The sequence below is a fragment of the Sporofaciens musculi genome, assembly GCF_009830285.1.
Classification (GTDB): Bacteria; Bacillota; Clostridia; order Lachnospirales; family Lachnospiraceae; genus Sporofaciens; species Sporofaciens musculi.
Genome location: NZ_WUQX01000001.1, coordinates 499,992 through 518,350 on the forward strand (window position 1 = coordinate 499,992; position 18,359 = coordinate 518,350).

Below are 18,359 nucleotides of genomic sequence, written 5' to 3' on the forward strand. Positions count from 1 at the left end.
ATATGCGGGAAATGCCAATGACATGCAGGATTTTTGGACAAGTCTGACGCCAGGCGGCATTTTGTCTTGTAGACAGGAAAAATTTACCATATAATAGAGATGTGAGGGAAATCATGAATGTATAGGCAACCTTAAATTTTGGTATATTTTGAAGAAGGGATGGTTACATGAATATAGTATTGATGGAGTATTACCGAGAATTGAAGGGCTATACATATGAGAAGCTATCGGAATTGTCAGGAATTCCGATAGAGACAGTACAAAAGATTTTTAAGGGAGAGGCGTTCTCTCTGGATTGTGAAGCATTGCAGGCATTGGAAAAAGTGCTGAAGACAGAGCATTATGGAAACGAGGTACGGAAGACGGGCGCATATGGGGTAAAGAAGAAGGACTATACGCTGGAGGATTATTATGCGCTGCCGGAAGATCAGAGGGTGGAATTGATTGACGGGAAATTCTACGAGATGAAGGCGCCGACAACCGGACATCAGGCGGTGTCTATGGAGATTTCTATGCAGATTTTTCATTACATAAGCAGGAAAAAGGGCCAGTGCAGAGTTTTGTTTGCGCCGGTGGACGTGCAGCTTGACTGTGACGATCAGACGATGGTACAGCCGGATGTTTTGATCATCTGTGACAAAGATAAGATTATCAGAAGATGTATCATGGGTGCGCCGGATTTTATCATTGAGATCTTGTCTGAGTCAACCCAAAAGAAGGATATATATCTGAAGCTTCACAAGTATGAGGCGGCAGGAGTCAGGGAATATTGGATGGTGGATACAGACCGGCGCAAAGTCATTGTTTACTTTTTTGAAAAGGATGCTTATCCGGCCATATATGGTATGAAGGATAAGATTCCGGTTGAGATTTTCGGTGGTGAATTGGAGATTGATTTTGCTTTAGTAGAAGATACTTTGACAGATATTGGCCAGTAAATAGCTGCATGGCAGAATTGATAAAGCCAAATATATAAAAACCGTACTTGACAAGCAGAGCAAGTGTATGATAGGATTTTGAACATAATCAATGAAAGGGTTCGCCCGTTATAGCGTAAGAGTGTTGCAGGAGACAGACAGCACTTAATGAGGTTCTGTCCGTGAGGGCAGGATGAATGAGAAGTGGTAACACAGTGAGATTCCGTCTTCTTGATATATTTTAAAATATATTGAGAGGGCGGTTTTTTGTAGATTGACTTATCAGGAAGGGAGAGAAAGAAAATGAGTGAAAAACCAAAGTATTATATTACGACAGCGATTGCTTATACATCAGGAAAGCCTCACATTGGGAACACCTATGAGATTATTCTTGCGGACGCTATTGCCAGGTACAAGAGAAGTAAAGGGTATGACGTATTCTTCCAGACAGGAACAGACGAGCATGGCCAGAAGATTGAGTTAAAGGCGCAGGAGGCAGGCATTACCCCAAAGGAATATGTAGATAATGTTGCAGGAGAAATCCGCCGGATTTGGGATTTGATGAATACCTCCTATGATAAATTCATCCGTACAACGGATGAGGATCATGAGAAGCAGGTCCAGAAGATTTTCAAGAAATTGTACGACCAGGGGGATATTTATAAGGGATATTATGAAGGAATGTACTGTACGCCCTGCGAGTCTTTCTTTACAGAGTCCCAGTTGGTGGACGGTAAATGTCCGGACTGTGGGCGCGAGGTTTTGCCTGCCAAGGAAGAAGCGTATTTCTTCAAAATGAGCAAATATGCGGACCGCCTGATTGAGCATATCAACGCCCATCCAGAATTCATCCAGCCTGTATCAAGGAAAAATGAGATGATGAATAATTTCCTGCTTCCGGGGCTGCAGGATTTGTGTGTGTCCAGGACTTCGTTTAAATGGGGAATTCCTGTGGACTTTGACCCTAAGCATGTTGTCTACGTGTGGCTGGATGCTTTGACGAACTATATCACGGGAATTGGGTATGAGTGTGACAAAGAGAGTACAGAGCAGTTTAAAAAGGAATGGCCGGCAGATTTGCATTTGATTGGAAAGGATATTATCCGGTTCCATACTATTTACTGGCCGATTTTCCTGATGGCTCTTGATGTACCACTTCCGAAGCAGATTTTTGGTCATCCCTGGCTTTTGCAGGGGGATGGCAAGATGAGCAAGTCCAAGGGAAATGTGCTGTATGCGGATGAGCTGGTGGATTTCTTCGGGGTGGACGCTGTGCGGTACTTTGTGCTTCATGAGATGCCTTTTGACAATGATGGTGTGATTACCTGGGAGTTGATGGTTGAGCGTATGAATTCTGACCTTGCAAATACCCTTGGCAATCTGGTGAATCGGACGGTTTCTATGACGAACAAGTATTTCGGCGGTGCAGTAACCAATAAGGGCGTTGCCGAGACTGAGGAAGAAAAAGCTGTGGATGCAGATTTAAAAGCCGTTACAGAGAATACGCCGAAGGCTGTGGATTCTAAGATGGAAAGCCTACGGGTTGCGGATGCAATTACAGAGATTTTTAATCTGTTTAAGCGTTGTAATAAATATATCGACGAAACTATGCCGTGGGCTCTGGCTAAAGATGAGGCTAAGAAGGAACGTCTGGAAACGGTGCTTTACAATCTGATTGAAAGTATCAAGGCAGGGGCAGTCTTAATCGAGTCGTTTATGCCGGAAACCTCTGAAAAAATTCTTTTTCAGCTTGGCGACGGCAGGGTGACGGACAAGCCTGAGATTTTATTTGCAAGGCTTGATGTGGATGAGGTGATGAAGAAGGTGGATGAGCTTCATCCGCCTGTGAAAGAGGAGGAAAGCGCGAAGGAGGACACGCCTGTGATTGATATAGAGGCGAAGCCGGAGATTACCTTCGAGGAATTTGGAAAAATGCAGTTCCAGGTTGGCGAGATTATTGCCTGTGAGGAGGTAAAGAAATCGAAGAAGCTTTTGTGTTCTCAGGTGAAGGTGGGCAGTCAGGTGAAGCAGATTGTATCCGGAATCAAGGCTCATTATAAGCCGGAGGAAATGGTCGGGAAAAAGGTTATGGTTCTTGTGAATCTGAAACCGGCGAAGCTGGCTGGCGTGCTGTCTGAGGGGATGCTTTTGTGCGCCGAGGATGCAGAAGGAAATCTGGCTTTGATGACACCGGAGAAGGAGATGCCGGCAGGGGCAGAGATTTGCTAAAAGGAGGATGTTGCTTGTATGGAAAAAATAAGAATTGGAATCGTAGGATATGGAAATATCGGAAGGGGCGTGGAGCTTGCCGTTGCCCGCAATGAGGATATGGAGTTGAAGGCTGTATTTACCAGGCGTAAGCCGGCTTCTGTGAAGCTTCATACTGAGGGCGTGGCTGTTAAGCATATGGATGAACTGCTGTCCATGAAGGATGAGGTTGACGTTCTGGTGCTTTGCGGTGGTTCAGCGACGGATCTGCCTGTGATGGGGCCTAAGATTGCGGCGAATTTTAACACGATTGACAGCTTTGATACCCATGCGAGAATTCCGGAGTATTTTGGAAATGTGGACAAGGCGGCAAAGTCGGGCGGAAAGATTGGGATTATTTCCGTTGGATGGGATCCTGGAATGTTTTCACTGAACCGTCTGTATGGGGAGGCGATTCTTCCTCAGGGAAGTACGTATACGTTCTGGGGCAAGGGCGTGAGCCAGGGACATTCAGATGCAATCCGCAGAGTGGAGGGCGTGAAAAACGGCATCCAGTATACGGTGCCGATTGAGGCGGCGGTAGAGCGTGTCAGGAGTGGAAGCGAGCCTGATTTAACTACACGGGAAAAGCATCTCAGGGAATGTTATGTGGTTCCTGAGGAGGGGGCCGATTTACAGGCCATTGAGAAGGCCATTAAGACGATGCCAAATTATTTTGACGAGTATGAGACAACGGTGACGTTTATCACGGAGGAGGAATTAAAGGCGAACCACAGTAAGATGCCTCACGGCGGGTTTGTGATTCGCAGCGGTGAGACTGGGGAAGATGGGAATCAGCATATTATTGAGTATTCTCTGAAGCTTAATTCTAATCCGGAATTTACGGCCAGCGTGCTAATCTGCTATGCGAGGGCGGCGTACCGTCTGGCGAAGGCGGGAGAGTGCGGAGCAAGGACTGTTTTTGATATTGCGCCATCGCTTTTGTCTGCCAAGACGCCAGAGGAGCTTAGGGCAGGGCTTTTATAGGAAATCAGCGGATGAAAAGACATTAAATATGTAATTGAAAAGGTTCAGTGGAGCTACTCGGTTGAGTAATGATGCTGAATCTTTTTATATGTTTATTGGGATAAAAATCAGAGGGGGATGGATGCATATGGAAAGCAGGAAAATAAGGATTGTTGATATTGCTGAAGAATTAGGAGTAAGTACTGCTACCGTGTCGAATGTTATTCATGGAAAAACAAATAAAGTATCAGATGAAACAGTGAAACGGTTACAACAGCTTTTAGAAAAGAGGCAATATATTCCCATTATGGCAGGGATACTTCTGGCACAGAACGATTCTAAGATTATTGGGGTGGTGATCAATGACCATAAGAAGTATGAAGGCCGTACTCTGGAGGATCAGTTTATTTCTGCCTCAGTGAATGCACTATCGAGGGAGACAGAAAGGGCGGGAAAATTCCTTATGGTTAAAATTACGGCTCAATGGAATGAAATTCCCCAATTTGCTTCCATGTGGAATATGGAGGGTATGGTACTGATTGGTTTCTGTGAGCAGGATTATAAGAAACTGAGAGAACAGATGCATATTCCCTTTGTGGTTTATGACGGATACATGAAAAGTGCCGGCAGCCTTGCAAATATTGAAGTAAATCATTATGATGGTGGGGTGCAGGTTGGACGTTATTTGAAAAGCAGGGGGCATAGGGAGGTGCTTTGCGTATCAGATAATAAGGTTTGTATGGATATGGAGAGGTTTATGGGGCTTAAAAGCGAGCTCCCAGGTGCAAGACTTATTTTGATACCTATGGAACGGGAAAGGCGGATTCGTTTTTATAGGGAACATTTAGGAGAAATAAAGAATTATTCAGCCGTTTTTGCGGTATCGGATTATTATGCAATGGATTTAATTCAAGTGTTGAATCGTGCAGGCTTATCCGTGCCGGAGGACATATCTGTAGTTGGATTTGATAATGTGAGGGGTTGCGGAAATTTTGTGCCGCCGCTGACTACGGTAAAACAGGACTACAGGGAAAGGGCTGCTTTGGCGCTTAAACTGCTAAAACAATTAAGAGATGGAAATTGTGGAGAAAAAAATGTAATTTTGCCTGTAACATTAATGGAGCGCAGCAGCGTGTGTGATATAAAGCTGCACAAAAAATACAGTTAAATTTTGTGATGGGTTACGCATTTAACCTTTGTAAACCATCACAGTTTAATCTATGATTATTATAATTGCTATTTTTTATGAAAGGAAGAAAAAATAATGAAATTAGTTATTCCAGAAGATGTTCAGACTGCTCTCAGAAATGTGGGCGTCAAAAGAGGGCAGGCGATTATGGTGCATACGTCACTGAGCAGCCTGGGTTATGTATGCGGAGGAGCGCAGACGATTATTGAAGCGCTGCTTCATAGTGTCGGCCAAGAGGGGACGATTATGATGCCCACCCAGTCATGGAAAAATTTGGACCCCACCACAGGGGTTTACTGGCAGGAGCCAAAAGAATGGTGGCCCGTGATACGTGAGTATATTCCTGCATATGATGAGAGGATTACACCGACAAATACCATGGGAGCTGTAGCGGAAATGTTCCGTCAGTGGCCGGGAACGATTAGAAGCGGCCACCCTGCAAGGTCGGTTGCAGCGTGGGGGCGTTATGCAAAGTATTTGACAGAGAAGCACAGTCTGTCTGATATTTTTGGAGATGGCTCACCGATTGGCAGACTGTATGAACTTGACGGTGCTGTATTGTTGATTGGCGTTGGTTATGACAAGAATACTTCCCTGCATTTGGCAGATGCACGGGCTGAGTATCCTGGTAAGCATACGGTTGTTGAGAGCAGCGCCATACAGGTTGACGGACAGCGGGTTTGGAAATCCTATGAAACGTTAGCTGTAGACGGAGAGGATTTTCCTGCAATCGGAGAAGCATTTGAACAGACGGGACAGGTGCGGCATGTATCCTTGGGAGATGGGATTCTCTCTATGATGAGCCAGAGGGCGTTGGTAGACTTTGCTGTGGAATGGATGAATGAAAATCGGAAATAGAGGGAGATTTTAATATGGATAAAAGCTATAATAAAACACTTTATGCCTGCTTTACTGGATATATTGTCCAGGCGATTGTAAATAATTTTGTTCCCCTTCTTTTTCTCACATTCCATAACAGTTACGGAATACCGATGACGCAGATTACTTTACTCATTACATTTAACTTTGGGCTGCAGCTGTTGGTGGATATTTTGTCGGTTACGTTTGTTGACAGAATAGGCTATCGCAGGTCAATGCTCATAGCCCATTTTTGTGCTGTGACAGGGTTCGTTTTACTGACGCTTCTGCCGGATATATGTGGAAGTGCGTTTGCAGGGTTATTAATTGCTGTTGCCGTTTATGCGGTGGGCGGCGGTCTGCTTGAAGTTTTGGTTAGTCCTATCGTGGAGGCCTGCCCTACAGAAAACAAAGAAAAAGCCATGAGTCTGTTACATTCCTTTTACTGTTGGGGGCATGTAGCAGTAGTGTTGGTATCCACTGTTTTTTTCTATTTCTTTGGAATTGAAAACTGGAGGATTATGGCATGGATATGGTCATTGATTCCGTTTGCCAATATGATACTTTTTGCGAAAGTGCCGATTGCCTCGTTGATGGATGAAGGGGAAAAAGGCTTAACGATTGGACAGCTTTTTGGCAGGAAGATATTCTGGATACTGATGTTAATGATGATATGTGCGGGAGCAAGCGAACAGGCGGTGAGCCAGTGGGCGTCCACATTTGCGGAAATGGGGCTGAATGTAAGCAAGACAATCGGAGATTTGGCAGGACCGATGTTGTTTGCAATTTTAATGGGCAGCGCCAGGGCTTTTTATGGGAAATATGGAGAACGAATTGATTTGGAGCATTTTATGATTGGAAGCAGCATTTTATGTATTGCTTCATATCTTTGTATTTCCCTTGTACCAAATCCGGTAGTTGGTTTGATCGGGTGCGGGGTATGCGGTCTGTCCGTTGGTATCATGTGGCCGGGGGTCTTTAGTAAGGCGGCCGCTTTTGAAGATAAAGGCGGGACAGCGATGTTTGCATTGCTTGCGTTGGCAGGCGATGTGGGATGTTCTGGCGGACCGACCGTCGTTGGTATGGTTTCAGGCGCTTTAAATAATAATCTTAGAATGGGTATTCTGGCCGCAGTAGTATTTCCCGTCTTATTGCTGGCGGGACTCTATTTGTGCCGGTTGTATAACAAGAGGTAAAGGAGTTACATCAGATTAACATGAAATCCGATAGAGCTTCTTCGCATTATCCTCCGTCTTGGCAATCACTTCCTGGCAGGTCACGCCCTTAAGTCTTGCAATCTCCTCTGCCACATACCGGATATATGCGGAATGATTCCGTTTCCCCCGGTATGGCTCAGGAGCCAGATAAGGGCAGTCTGTCTCAAGAACGATAGAAGTAAGGGGAAGGACCTCTACCGTTTCCTTTAATTTCCTGGCATTTTTAAAAGTGACCACCCCGCCTACTCCAATATAGAAGCCCATCTTCACGTACTCCTGCGCCATCTCTTTTGAATAAGAATAGCAATGGATTACGCCGTCAAGTCCCCTGGCGTATTCCTTCATAATCTCCATGGTATCGCCAGCCGCCTCTCGGCTGTGGATGAGAACCGGAAGGTTTAATTCTCTTGCAAGCTCAAGCTGCCGGATAAACCATTTCTTCTGTATATCGTGGGATTCATTGTCCCAGTAATAATCCAGGCCAATCTCTCCCACAGCAACAACCTTATCTCTTTTGAATAACTCCTTCATACGGGCGAAGGCTTCATCGTCCAGACTGCCTACTTCGTCAGGATGGACGCCGACTGCGGCATACATAAAGGGATAATCCTGCACCATGTTTACGACCCGCTCACAGGAATCACAGGCGGCGCTGACGTTGACGATCGTTCCTACGTTGTTGTCCGCCATGGAACAAAGCAATTCTTCTCGGTCATTATTAAATTGTTCATCATCATAATGAGCATGTGTATCGAAAATCATAAGAAACTCCTTTTTAAACATTGATTTTTTTATTCTCTCTACACATTACTATATCTTTTCTGTTTTCGCAAGTTGTAGTGTCCTAAAATTGAACCTCCGATACACGTTCTCCCTTTTCGTTGCACAGAATTGTGTCATATATTTTTCCCAACTTATAATGCAGGCTGGTTCGGTAAAGCTCTAGTTCAAAATACTGATTGGGTCTGCCGCCGTTCAAAAGCATATGGTTTTCAATGAATTCTTTTGCCAGCTCATCTGTGTCGATGGGGAGGAGGCTGTGGACTACGAGGGTAATCTCATTCTCGGTGAGGTTAGGAGACGACTCGACCGTAGAGGAAAAGATTTCGTAGGGTTTAGCTTCCTCCAAACAGAAGGCCAAAAGCAGGATTACGAGTGGGGTGAGCAGTATCCATTTCTTTTTCTTCATGTGTACATACCTCCTTTTTTGTGTCAAAGAGAAACCGTGTATTTATTTACAGTGTAATTTATTACATCTATTTTTTCAAGTTAAATCTGGGTATACTAATCGAAAAGATGTAATGTGGGGTTGAAATATGAGAAAAATAGTGATTGATATTGAGAGGGTTCTGGCTGAGAAGGGTGTCAGCAAGACAACGCTCTGCTATTGGTGTAGGCTGCAGCGCACTCAGTTGAATAATTACTGTAAGAATAAGGTAGTGCGCGTGGATCTGCATACGCTGGAGAAGATGTGCGATTACCTGGAGTGTGATGTATGCGATATTCTTAAGATGGTTGAGACAGAGGGAGAAAGTGAACAAGAGGACGGCAGTATTCTGTAGGATTACGGGGTGCTGCCGTTTTAATTTACATGTGTAAACATTTTGGAAAAAATAGTAACGAAATTGTAAATTATATTTAAAATCCGACACAGATATTGTACAATATATGATAAAGTAGCAACAGGATTAGAGAAGGCATCTGTGAGAGAGGGATAGACTGATGGGGAAATTAATTTTTCTGGACATTGACGGTACGATTAGAGATTTTGACGGTACGGTTCTGGAATCTGGGGTGGAGGCAATACGAAAGGCCAGGCAGAACGGCCATGAGGTGTTCCTCAATACTGGGCGGTTATACTGTCGTATTGAGAAGAAGATACGGGATATTGGATTTGACGGAGTGGTTGCAAGCTCAGGAGGATATATAGAGTATCAAGGGGAGAGGATTGGACATAAGTATTTCACACAGTTGGCGTATATTGAGCTTATGAAGGACCTCTTAGAGCAGGATTGCGTTGTGGAGATGGGAAACAACAAGGAGTGCTATGTATTACAGGAGAATTGGGAGGATTACTGTAGGATTTATACGAAATTATGTGAGAAGCTGTGTGTAGACGAATCGGAGGCTTTGATGCCAAGGCCGGTGGAATCGCTTTTGGAGGTGCCGGATGTGGAACAGTTAGTCGTGTTCAGCCGCGATGAGGTAAGCAGGGAGATTTTGTCCAAGTGGGGGTATTCTTTTCATATCACGCATCTTTGCCTCCCCTATTCTGAGAGGTGGGCAGGGGAGATTACGCCGAATTATATTACAAAGGCAGAAGCAATTCGACAGATTTTAAAGATGAGGGAATGTGGCAGGGAGGATACTGTGGCGATTGGGGACGGCGATAATGATATTGAAATGATTCGGTTTGCCGGAACAGGCGTTGCAATGGGAAATGGGTCGCCATGGGCGAAGGAGATTGCAGATTATGTAACGGCGCCTATCAAGGAGGATGGGCTGTGGAAAGCCTTTCGTCATCTTGGGCTTGTATAGGATAAGGCTGCTATTTGTCTTCCTAGGGGAAACACAGGAGAGCAATGTCAAGTATCTTAAATAGAGAAATCACATAGAAAAAAACAGGCAATATTTGTTGAAAATTTTTTCTAACTTTCCCTTCCCTTTCTTGTGAGTTTAGTGTATTATAGTACGTGACTCAACATGTTGTATAGAGTTGTGAGGGAGTATCAATATTTTGTATGTGTGAAAGCGAGGGAATATAATGGGTGTGGACGTGAAGACGAATGTAATCAAGCGGAATGGGGAGGAAGTCCTGTTCGATCTGTCGAAGATTGTGAATGCGGTTAAGGCTGCAAACGGCGAGGTGGACAGGATTCATCAGATGAACGACTACCAGATTATTGCGATTGCAGATAATATTGCATCGAAGGTAGGAGAGCTGCCCCATGCCGTGAATGTAGAAGATATTCAGGATATGGTTGAGCGCGGCATTATGGAGATGCGCGGTTATGAAGTGGCGCAGAAGTATGTGCGCTACCGTTACAGACGGGAATTGAAGCGTAAGTCGAATACAACGGATAACGGTATTCTTTCTTTAATAGAGAATATTAACGAGGAGGTTACTCAGGAGAATTCTAATAAGAATCCTGTGATTAATTCAACGCAGAGGGATTATATGGCGGGAGAAGTGAGCAAGGATTTATCCAAGCGTGTGCTGCTTCCGGCAGAGATTGTGAATGCACATGAGGAGGGAATCATTCATTTTCATGATTCCGATTATTTTGCCCAGAAGGAGCATAACTGTGACCTGATTAATCTGGATGACATGCTCCAGAATGGGACTGTGATTAGTGAGACGCTGATTGAGAAGCCGCACAGCTTCTTTACGGCATGTAACGTGACGACTCAGATTGTGGCGCAGGTTGCCAGCAATCAGTATGGCGGGCAGTCGTTTACGTTGGCACATCTGGCTCCGTTTGTGGATATCAGCAGACAGAAGCTGCGCAAAAGTGTGATTGCCGAGCGTAAGGAATGCGGCGAGAGCATGGATGAGGAGATTATCAGCAGAGTGACGGAGCGTCGGCTGCGGGATGAGGTTAAGAGCGGGATTCAGACAATTCAGTACCAGTTAATCACATTGATGACCTGTAACGGGCAGGCTCCTTTTGTGACCATATTTATGTATCTGGATGAAGTTGAGGAAGGCCAGGTTAGGGATGACTTGGCTCTGATTATAGAAGAAGTGCTGATTCAGAGGATGCAGGGTGTTAAGAATGAGAAGGGTGTTTGGATTACACCGGCATTTCCTAAGCTGATTTATGTATTGGATGAGGATAATGTGAAGGCGAACACAAAATATTGGCATCTGACAGAGCTGGCGGCGGAATGTACGGCAAAGCGTATGGTTCCGGATTATATTTCCGCGAAGATTATGAAGGAATTGAAGCAGGGAGACGTTTATCCCTGTATGGGATGTCGTTCCTTCCTGACTGTGGAGGATTCCCAGAGGAACGAGGACGGAAGCCACAAGTTCTACGGTAGGTTTAACCAGGGTGTCGTGACGATTAATCTGGTGGATGTGGCATGCTCCTCCGAGGGAGACATGGATAAGTTCTGGGAGATTCTGGATGAGCGTCTGGAGTTGTGTCATAGAGGACTTAGGTGCAGGCATGAGCGGCTTTTGGGAACGGTTTCAGATGTGGCGCCGATTCTGTGGCAGTACGGTGCTCTGGCACGGCTTAAGAAGGGACAGGTAATCGACGATTTGCTGTATAACGGTTATTCCACGATTTCCCTTGGCTATGCGGGCCTTTACGAAATGTGTATGCGGATGCTTGGAAAGTCTCATACAGACCCAGAGGCGAGGCCCTTTGCACTGGCGGTTATGCAGAGACTGAACGATAAGTGTAAGGAGTGGAGAGAGGCAGAGCATATTAGTTATTCTGTGTACGGAACGCCGATGGAGTCCACCACGTATAAGTTTGCCAAGTGCCTACAGAAGAGGTTTGGCATTATTGAGGGTGTTACAGATAAGAACTATATTACCAACAGCTATCATGTGCATGTGTCCGAAGATATACATGCTTTTAAGAAGCTGAAATTCGAGGCGGATTTTCAGAAATTGTCTCCTGGCGGGGCAATCAGCTATATTGAGGTGCCGAATATGCAGAATAATATTCCGGCAGTTCTGGCTGTGATGAAGTTCATTTATGATAATATTATGTATGCAGAATTGAATACGAAAAGCGATTATTGTGAATGCTGTGGATATGACGGTGAGATTGCCATCAGGGAAGATGGAACGGGTAAGCTGATTTGGGAGTGTCCCAACTGTCAGAATAAGGATCAGGATAAGATGTTTGTAGCGCGTCGGACTTGCGGATATATCGGTACACAGTTTTGGAATCAGGGACGTACCCAGGAGATTAAGGAGCGGGTACTGCATCTGTAAAATAAGAAAAGCTTCCGTATCCTGTGGAGTGTAGGTGAGAATATGCATTATGGAAAGATAAAAGAATGTGATATTGCAGATGGTCCAGGGGTTCGGGTCAGTCTGTTTGTTTCGGGGTGCAGGCACCACTGTAAAGGGTGTTTTAATCCCGAAACATGGGATTTTAAATACGGTCAGCCTTATACTAAGGAGACTGAGGAGGAGGTGCTCAGGCTTCTTGAGCCTGAGTATATCCAGGGCTTTTCGTTGCTTGGCGGAGAGCCTTTTGAGCCTGAGAACCAGGGGGTGCTGACAGGACTTCTAAGGCAGATTAAGGAGAGATATCCTGAGAAGGATGTCTGGTGTTACAGTGGTTATTTGTATGATGTGGAGCTTGTCAAGGGAGGGAAGGTTCATACAGAAGTAACAGACGAGATGCTGTCCTATATTGATGTACTGGTAGACGGTGAGTTTGTGGAGGAGCTTAAGGATGTAACGCTTTCGTTTCGAGGGAGCAGCAACCAGAGGATTATTGAGTTGAAGAAGGAATGCAGATAAAAGGCAAAGGATGGAAAGGAGAGAATGTGTCATGAGGATTGCAGTAACATATGAGAATGGACAGGTTTTTCAGCACTTTGGACATTCTGAACAGTTTAAAGTATATGATGTGGAAGATGGGAAAGTGGTTAAGAGTGAAGTGATTGGCACCAACGGGCAAGGCCACGGAGCCCTGGCAGGTTTTTTGCTTCAGGGAAACGTTGACGTACTGATTTGCGGCGGGATCGGCGGCGGAGCGCGCAATGCGTTGGCTGAGGCAGGGATTGATCTGTTTCCGGGCGCTCAGGGGAATGCGGATGCACAGGTGGAGGCTTATCTGGCGGGAGAGCTTAACTATGACCCAGATACTGTATGCAGCCATCATGGGCATCACCATGGAGAAGGCGGATGCGGGCATCATTGCGGATAGCGTAACAGGTCAGAGAGAAAGAAATTTAGTATATAAATAAGATATAAAGGAGCGGTTTTGCCGCTTCTTTATTTAGTTTGGGAGGAGGCTTTACACGGCATTGTCTATTCACTATAATAAAACAATGATATTTTCGTTTGGAGGTAAGAGATGTGCAGAAGATTTTGATTGTAGAAGATGATGCAGAGAATAATCAGATGCTTAAAGACTATCTGGAAAATCATGGATATACATGTACGCAGGCATTCTCCGGCAGCGAAGCGAAGCTGCTATTTTCTATGGAGGAGTATGATCTGGTGCTCTTGGATTTGATGCTTCCTGGAATCTCTGGAGAAGAACTGGTGTCTATATTTTCAGAAAAATCGCCAGTTATCGTCTTATCTGCCAAGAGCGGGCTGGACAGTAAGGTTGAGGTACTGTCAGCAGGTGCGGAGGATTATATCTGCAAGCCCTTTGATCTGCCGGAGCTGCTGGTGCGGATACAGGTGCAGTTCCGCCGTTGGGATAGGAAAAACAGGGTGGGCGGAAGATCTTTAGAGAATACGAGGCAGGCAGATTATGAGCAGAGGGTCTATTCCTACCGCGGGTGGACGCTGAATCCGGATACTCAGGAGATGACTGCTAAGGGGGAGCAGGTGGAATTGACGAGGCATGAATTTTTGATTATGGAGTTGTTGATTCGCAATCCTAAACGGGTCTTTACGAAGCAGATGATCTATGAGTATGCATGGGGAGAAGAATATCTGGCGGAGGATAAGACCATCAATGTACATATCAGTAATATTCGTTCCAAATTAAAAAAGAGTGGTACAGATTCCTACATACAGACAGTATGGGGGATGGGCTTTAAACTTTCTTAAACTTTTCTGAGCGCTTTTTGAAAACTCTTATATTAGACTTATCAGTGTAGTCAAATTGGAAAGGAGAGAAAGATAAAGTGAGTGCAGAAAAAAATACATTTGCCATAGAGACCACGTCTCTTACGAAAAAATATGGCAATAAGGTTGTGGTGAAACGGTTAAATTTAAAGGTTCGGGAAGGAGAAATCTATGGATTTATCGGCAGAAACGGCGCAGGAAAATCAACTACTCTGAAAATGCTCTGCGGTATTGCAAGTCCGACGGAGGGAGAGATTCGGATATTTGAGAAGCCAGTCAGCGATCCTGTTGTACGACGCAGGCTGGGAGTCCTGATTGAGTCGGCGGGGCTGTATTTCCATATGACGGCCAGGCAGAATGTGATGATGAAGGCGAAATGTATGGGAATTACAGATGAAAAGAGCGTAGAGGAGGTGCTGAGGATGACGGGGCTTGCAGATGCGGGCAAGAAGAAGGTGAAGCATTTTTCCATGGGAATGAAGCAGCGGCTTGGCGTTGCGCTTGCGCTGCTTGGAAATCCGGACCTGCTTATCTTAGACGAACCAATTAACGGACTCGATCCGGAAGGAATCAGAGAGCTTCGTCAACTGATTCTTGAGCTTCATGAAGAAGGGAAGACGATTCTTATCAGCTCCCATATTTTGGGTGAGCTTAGCAAGATTTCTACGAATTATGGGATTATCAAGGATGGAGAGCTGATTGAGCAGCTTACCAGAGAAGAATTGGAGGAAAAGTGTCAGGATTATTTTCAGCTTGAGGTGGAGGATGTGAAACGTTCATTGGCTTTGATTCAGGAGTCATTTCCACAGGTACAGGCAGAGGTGGAAGACGCCAGAGCAATCCGGATTTACGGACTGGAGGATGGCGCTGGGCTTAATCAGATGTTAATTGAGAATCAGATTTCGGTGTATGCTTCGGGCTTCCACCGTATGGATTTGGAGGAGTATTTCTTAGAGCGCATGGAAGGGGGAAGGCAGTATGTTTAATCTGTTACGTATGGATTTATATAGGGTGAAGAGAAGTAAGTCTGTCTATGTCTGTTTTGGGCTGCTTTTGTTGGGGACTGTGTTTACTTTTGGTTTGACATGGCTGATGGAGACAAAGCAGGGGCAGGAGATTTCGGTGCCGCTTGGAATGATTTCTCTGGAAGAAGCAAAGGAATTAGATGGTATGTTGGGAGATATGGATTTGCTGCGCTTTTTCCGGCAGATTTGTCTGGATGGCGGGTCGTATAATCTTATTTTCGGTATCTGGGTGATGCTGTTTGTCTGTGCAGATTTCCAGAGTGGTTTTATTAAAAATATCATGGCGCTGCATCAGAACCGATGGAATTATATAGGAAGCAAGGTTATAACAGCGTGGATTGTTGATTTTTGTTATCTGGTATTTCATCTGCTGTTTACGATGTTGATGAACAGACTGTTTGGAAATATGCTTCCTTATACCGGATGGAAGGATATTGTATTTTATATATCATGGGTGTGGTTTTTGACCACAGCGTTTGCTTCACTGACTATTTTTATCTGTATTCTGACCAGAAGTGTGGCGGCAGGTTCTGTGGCTGTGGTTCTATTAAGCAGCGGGGCCATTGTGAGGCCGCTGTGTGCCATACTTGAAAGTCTTCATATGGGAGAGTGGCTGGAATACTCGATTGTTATTACTTGTGACCTTGGACCGCAGAGGTTGACTTCGGTGAAGGATCTCTATGTATATGTGGTGGGATTTGGCTTCTTGATTTTATATACAATGATTTCGGGAATTGTTTTGAGGAAGAAGGACATATAGATATGGTTGTTGTAATGGTGGTATTGATTGGTTTTTGTTTCATAGTGGCAATGCAGTATATCCGCAGTATCCTTGCAATCCGTTCTCTGCGCAGGCAGCTTGAGGAGATTGAGAGAGGCAGCCATATGGAGATTGGCGTAGGGTGTCGTCAGCGGGATGTGTTGGAGTTATGCAGACAGTTAAATCGTCTTAGGCAGTATTGGTTTCAGAATCAGAGACAGTACGAGAAAGCGGAAAAGCAGTTGAAGCAGAATATCACCAGTCTGGCCCACGATATCCGCACGCCCCTTACTGGGGCGGCGGGGTATGTCCAGCTTGCACAGGAGTGCGAAGACTCGTCAAGACGTGAGCATTACCTTAACACAGCGGATAACCGGTTGATGGAATTGGGAGATATGCTGGAGGAATTGTTCCTGTATACCAAGCTTACCAGCGCTGAGTTTGAACCGAATATGTGCCAGCTGCAGGTGCTGCCCCTTCTTTCAGAATGTCTGGTAGGCTTGTACCGTCAGTTTGAGGAAAAGGGAGTTTCTCCGGAGGTGGATTTCGAGTCGGAGGGGTTTCAGGTAAGGGCAGATGAGGAATGTCTTAGGCGGATTTTTCATAATTTAATCCAGAATGGGCTTGTGCATGGCAGGGGCGGGATTGTGATTCGCCAGAGAGGATGCAGCCTTTTTTTTGAAAATCTGGTGTCGGAAACCAGTCTGCCAGACCCGAAACAGATTTTTGACCGTTTCTATAAAGCAGATTTGGCCCGCCGGAAGGGCTCCTCCGGACTTGGGCTTTTTATTGTCAAGGAGTTGACGGAAAGGATGGGCGGCCAGGCGGCCGCTTGGCTTAAGGGGCAAATGCTTACGATTCAACTGGAGTTTCCAGAAGTGGGGTGACGGTTACAAAGACGTCGTCGCCAGGCTGTTTCCCGATTTTACTGCGGATATCCTTGCGGATTCCGATGATATAGCAGACGGAACCATCGGCATTTTTTACTCCCATGTTTACGATGCTTCCGCAGTAGGGTTCGCCGTCAAAGGTGACTTGTACTTTGACTCTGCCTTTCCCGAATTCTTTTTTGATATCGTGGGGGAAACGGATATATGCGCCGCCTTTATCTGGTACGGCTTCTATGGCTGCATGAAATTCGTAGATTTTACCTTGCATTATCATTCTCCTTTATTTTCGCAAAATTTTGTCCATAGCTTTTCCTTTGGCCAGCTCGTCGATTAATTTGTCCAGATAGCGGATTTCCTGCATTAAGGGTTCTTGGATATCCTCCACCCGAACTTTGCATACGACTCCCTTGATTAATTTTCTGTTTGGATTTAGTCTGGGGGCGTTTTTGAAAAAATCGCCGTAGGTGACGGAAGTATCTGCCGCTTTTTGGATGTATTCAGTTTTGTATCCAGTAAGCCAGCAGATAATTTCATCTACTTCGTCTTTGGTTCGTCCCTTTTTCTCTGCTTTTGCCACTAAGAGGGGATAGATCTTGGAAAAACTCATTGCATAGACTTTTTCGTGCTTCATGGTTTTCTCAACCTCCGTAAATTTGGTGAAAGTAAAGTATTATAGAATCTATTCTACGAAATAAAGATAATTTGTCAAGGACTGTGATAGGATTGATGAAATTATTGAAGGTGGAAATCATGAGATTTGTTTTTATAAACATGACATACTCTTGTCGTGATTTTATGGTATACTTATTTTATCAGCAGCCTGCAGGATGAAAACATATAAGGGAATAGTAGAAAGGATAATAAAATCATGGCATTTGACTATAAAAAAGAGTATAAGGAATTTTATCTGCCGAAAAGGAAACCGGAGTTAATAACAGTTCCCCCTATGAATTTTATCGCCGTGGGTGGCAAGGGGAATCCCAACGAGGAGGGCGGCGCATACAAGGAGTCAATCGGATTGCTTTACGGAATCGCATTTACAATAAAGATGAGCAAGAAGGGCGACCATAGAATCGACGGGTATTTTGATTATGTGGTGCCGCCATTGGAAGGGCTTTGGTGGCAGGAGGGGACGGAAGGGATAGACTATTCCAGAAAAGAAGATTTTGAGTGGATATCCATGATTCGTCTGCCGGAGTTTGTGACAAGGGATGAGTTTGAATGGGCGATAGCGGAGGCTGAGGCAAAGAAAAAAACGGATTTCTCTAAAGTGGAATTTTTTACTTATGATGAGGGCTTATGTGTACAGTGTATGCATTTAGGCGCATATGATGACGAGCCGGCAACCATAGAAGCGATGGATACATTTGCCAGGGCACAAGGTTATCAGCCGGATATGGGGGGACAGCGTTTTCACCATGAGATTTATCTGAGTGATGTGCGAAGATGTAAGCCGGAGAATTCAAGAACGGTAATCCGGCATCCGGTGAAAGTCATAAACCTTTAACACGA

At 45.0% G+C, this 18,359-nt stretch carries 20 protein-coding genes; 16 read left to right on the plus strand and 4 right to left on the minus strand.

What is annotated here, in order from left to right; translation table 11 throughout:
- Positions 1 to 167 precede the first annotated feature (167 nt).
- The 6 genes from GN277_RS02490 (at position 168) to GN277_RS02515 (ending at position 7,373) form a co-directional block, all read left to right on the plus strand.
- Entirely contained in the window at positions 168 to 938 is a 771-nt protein-coding gene (locus GN277_RS02490) for a Uma2 family endonuclease (RefSeq protein WP_159749538.1), read from the plus strand.
- A gap of 282 nt (positions 939 to 1,220) precedes the next feature.
- Positions 1,221 to 3,146: a methionine--tRNA ligase gene (gene metG / locus GN277_RS02495; RefSeq protein WP_159749540.1), complete on the plus strand. Its 1,926-nt coding sequence runs from the start codon at positions 1,221 to 1,223 to the stop codon at positions 3,144 to 3,146.
- An 18-nt stretch (positions 3,147 to 3,164) separates the two neighbouring features.
- Positions 3,165 to 4,151, plus strand: coding sequence for a diaminopimelate dehydrogenase (locus GN277_RS02500; RefSeq protein ID WP_159749542.1), 987 nt, complete (start codon positions 3,165 to 3,167; stop codon positions 4,149 to 4,151).
- Positions 4,152 to 4,278: 127 nt separating this feature from the next.
- On the plus strand, positions 4,279 to 5,298 hold the full coding sequence (locus tag GN277_RS02505) for a LacI family DNA-binding transcriptional regulator (RefSeq protein ID WP_159749544.1): 1,020 nt from the start codon (positions 4,279 to 4,281) through the stop codon (positions 5,296 to 5,298).
- Between the two features lie 96 nt (positions 5,299 to 5,394).
- On the plus strand, positions 5,395 to 6,177 hold the full coding sequence (locus tag GN277_RS02510) for an aminoglycoside N(3)-acetyltransferase (protein ID WP_159749546.1): 783 nt from the start codon (positions 5,395 to 5,397) through the stop codon (positions 6,175 to 6,177).
- Positions 6,178 to 6,191: 14 nt separating this feature from the next.
- Positions 6,192 to 7,373: an MFS transporter gene (locus GN277_RS02515; RefSeq protein ID WP_159749548.1), complete on the plus strand. Its 1,182-nt coding sequence runs from the start codon at positions 6,192 to 6,194 to the stop codon at positions 7,371 to 7,373.
- A 15-nt stretch (positions 7,374 to 7,388) separates the two neighbouring features.
- Here the strand turns inward: GN277_RS02515 and GN277_RS02520 are convergent, their stop codons facing one another.
- Together GN277_RS02520 and GN277_RS02525 are read right to left on the minus strand one after the other, a co-directional pair.
- A complete protein-coding gene (locus GN277_RS02520; RefSeq protein ID WP_159749550.1) occupies positions 7,389 to 8,156 on the minus strand; it encodes a TatD family hydrolase in 768 nt (255 codons plus the stop codon).
- An 82-nt stretch (positions 8,157 to 8,238) separates the two neighbouring features.
- A complete protein-coding gene (locus GN277_RS02525) occupies positions 8,239 to 8,583 on the minus strand; it encodes a hypothetical protein (RefSeq protein WP_159749552.1) in 345 nt (114 codons plus the stop codon).
- Between the two features lie 127 nt (positions 8,584 to 8,710).
- On the opposite strand from GN277_RS02525, the gene GN277_RS02530 reads away from it, so the two are divergent.
- From GN277_RS02530 to GN277_RS02570, 9 genes are all read left to right on the plus strand, one after another.
- Entirely contained in the window at positions 8,711 to 8,956 is a 246-nt protein-coding gene (locus tag GN277_RS02530) for a helix-turn-helix domain-containing protein (RefSeq protein WP_159749554.1), read from the plus strand.
- 160 nt (positions 8,957 to 9,116) lie between these two features.
- On the plus strand, positions 9,117 to 9,932 hold the full coding sequence (locus GN277_RS02535; RefSeq protein ID WP_159749557.1) for an HAD family hydrolase: 816 nt from the start codon (positions 9,117 to 9,119) through the stop codon (positions 9,930 to 9,932).
- A gap of 226 nt (positions 9,933 to 10,158) precedes the next feature.
- Positions 10,159 to 12,348 carry an anaerobic ribonucleoside-triphosphate reductase gene (gene nrdD, locus GN277_RS02540; protein ID WP_159749559.1) on the plus strand — a complete coding sequence of 730 codons (2,190 nt, stop codon included), beginning with the start codon at positions 10,159 to 10,161 and terminating at the stop codon, positions 12,346 to 12,348.
- Between the two features lie 42 nt (positions 12,349 to 12,390).
- Positions 12,391 to 12,885 (plus strand): anaerobic ribonucleoside-triphosphate reductase activating protein, encoded by a 495-nt coding sequence (gene nrdG / locus GN277_RS02545; RefSeq protein WP_159749561.1) that lies wholly within the window; start codon positions 12,391 to 12,393, stop codon positions 12,883 to 12,885.
- Positions 12,886 to 12,916: 31 nt separating this feature from the next.
- Entirely contained in the window at positions 12,917 to 13,294 is a 378-nt protein-coding gene (locus tag GN277_RS02550) for a NifB/NifX family molybdenum-iron cluster-binding protein (protein ID WP_159749563.1), read from the plus strand.
- Positions 13,295 to 13,446: 152 nt separating this feature from the next.
- The gene (locus GN277_RS02555; protein ID WP_159749565.1) at positions 13,447 to 14,154 is read left to right on the plus strand and encodes a response regulator transcription factor; all 708 of its coding nucleotides are present in this window, start codon (positions 13,447 to 13,449) and stop codon (positions 14,152 to 14,154) included.
- A gap of 77 nt (positions 14,155 to 14,231) precedes the next feature.
- Positions 14,232 to 15,158, plus strand: coding sequence for an ABC transporter ATP-binding protein (locus GN277_RS02560; RefSeq protein WP_159749567.1), 927 nt, complete (start codon positions 14,232 to 14,234; stop codon positions 15,156 to 15,158).
- On the plus strand, positions 15,151 to 15,957 hold the full coding sequence (locus GN277_RS02565; protein ID WP_159749569.1) for an ABC transporter permease: 807 nt from the start codon (positions 15,151 to 15,153) through the stop codon (positions 15,955 to 15,957). The genes GN277_RS02560 and GN277_RS02565 overlap by 8 nt, the downstream gene beginning before the upstream one ends.
- A gap of 2 nt (positions 15,958 to 15,959) precedes the next feature.
- A complete protein-coding gene (locus GN277_RS02570; RefSeq protein ID WP_159749571.1) occupies positions 15,960 to 16,844 on the plus strand; it encodes a sensor histidine kinase in 885 nt (294 codons plus the stop codon).
- Here the strand turns inward: GN277_RS02570 and GN277_RS02575 are convergent.
- Positions 16,810 to 17,115 (minus strand): DUF1905 domain-containing protein, encoded by a 306-nt coding sequence (locus tag GN277_RS02575; RefSeq protein WP_159749573.1) that lies wholly within the window; start codon positions 17,113 to 17,115, stop codon positions 16,810 to 16,812. The genes GN277_RS02570 and GN277_RS02575 overlap by 35 nt on opposite strands.
- A gap of 12 nt (positions 17,116 to 17,127) precedes the next feature.
- A complete protein-coding gene (locus tag GN277_RS02580) occupies positions 17,128 to 17,478 on the minus strand; it encodes a DUF2200 domain-containing protein (RefSeq protein ID WP_159749574.1) in 351 nt (116 codons plus the stop codon).
- Positions 17,479 to 17,715: 237 nt separating this feature from the next.
- Here GN277_RS02580 and GN277_RS02585 point away from each other — a divergent pair, with 237 nt between their 5' ends.
- Positions 17,716 to 18,354 (plus strand): GyrI-like domain-containing protein, encoded by a 639-nt coding sequence (locus tag GN277_RS02585; RefSeq protein WP_159749576.1) that lies wholly within the window; start codon positions 17,716 to 17,718, stop codon positions 18,352 to 18,354.
- Positions 18,355 to 18,359: the final 5 nt, after the last annotated feature.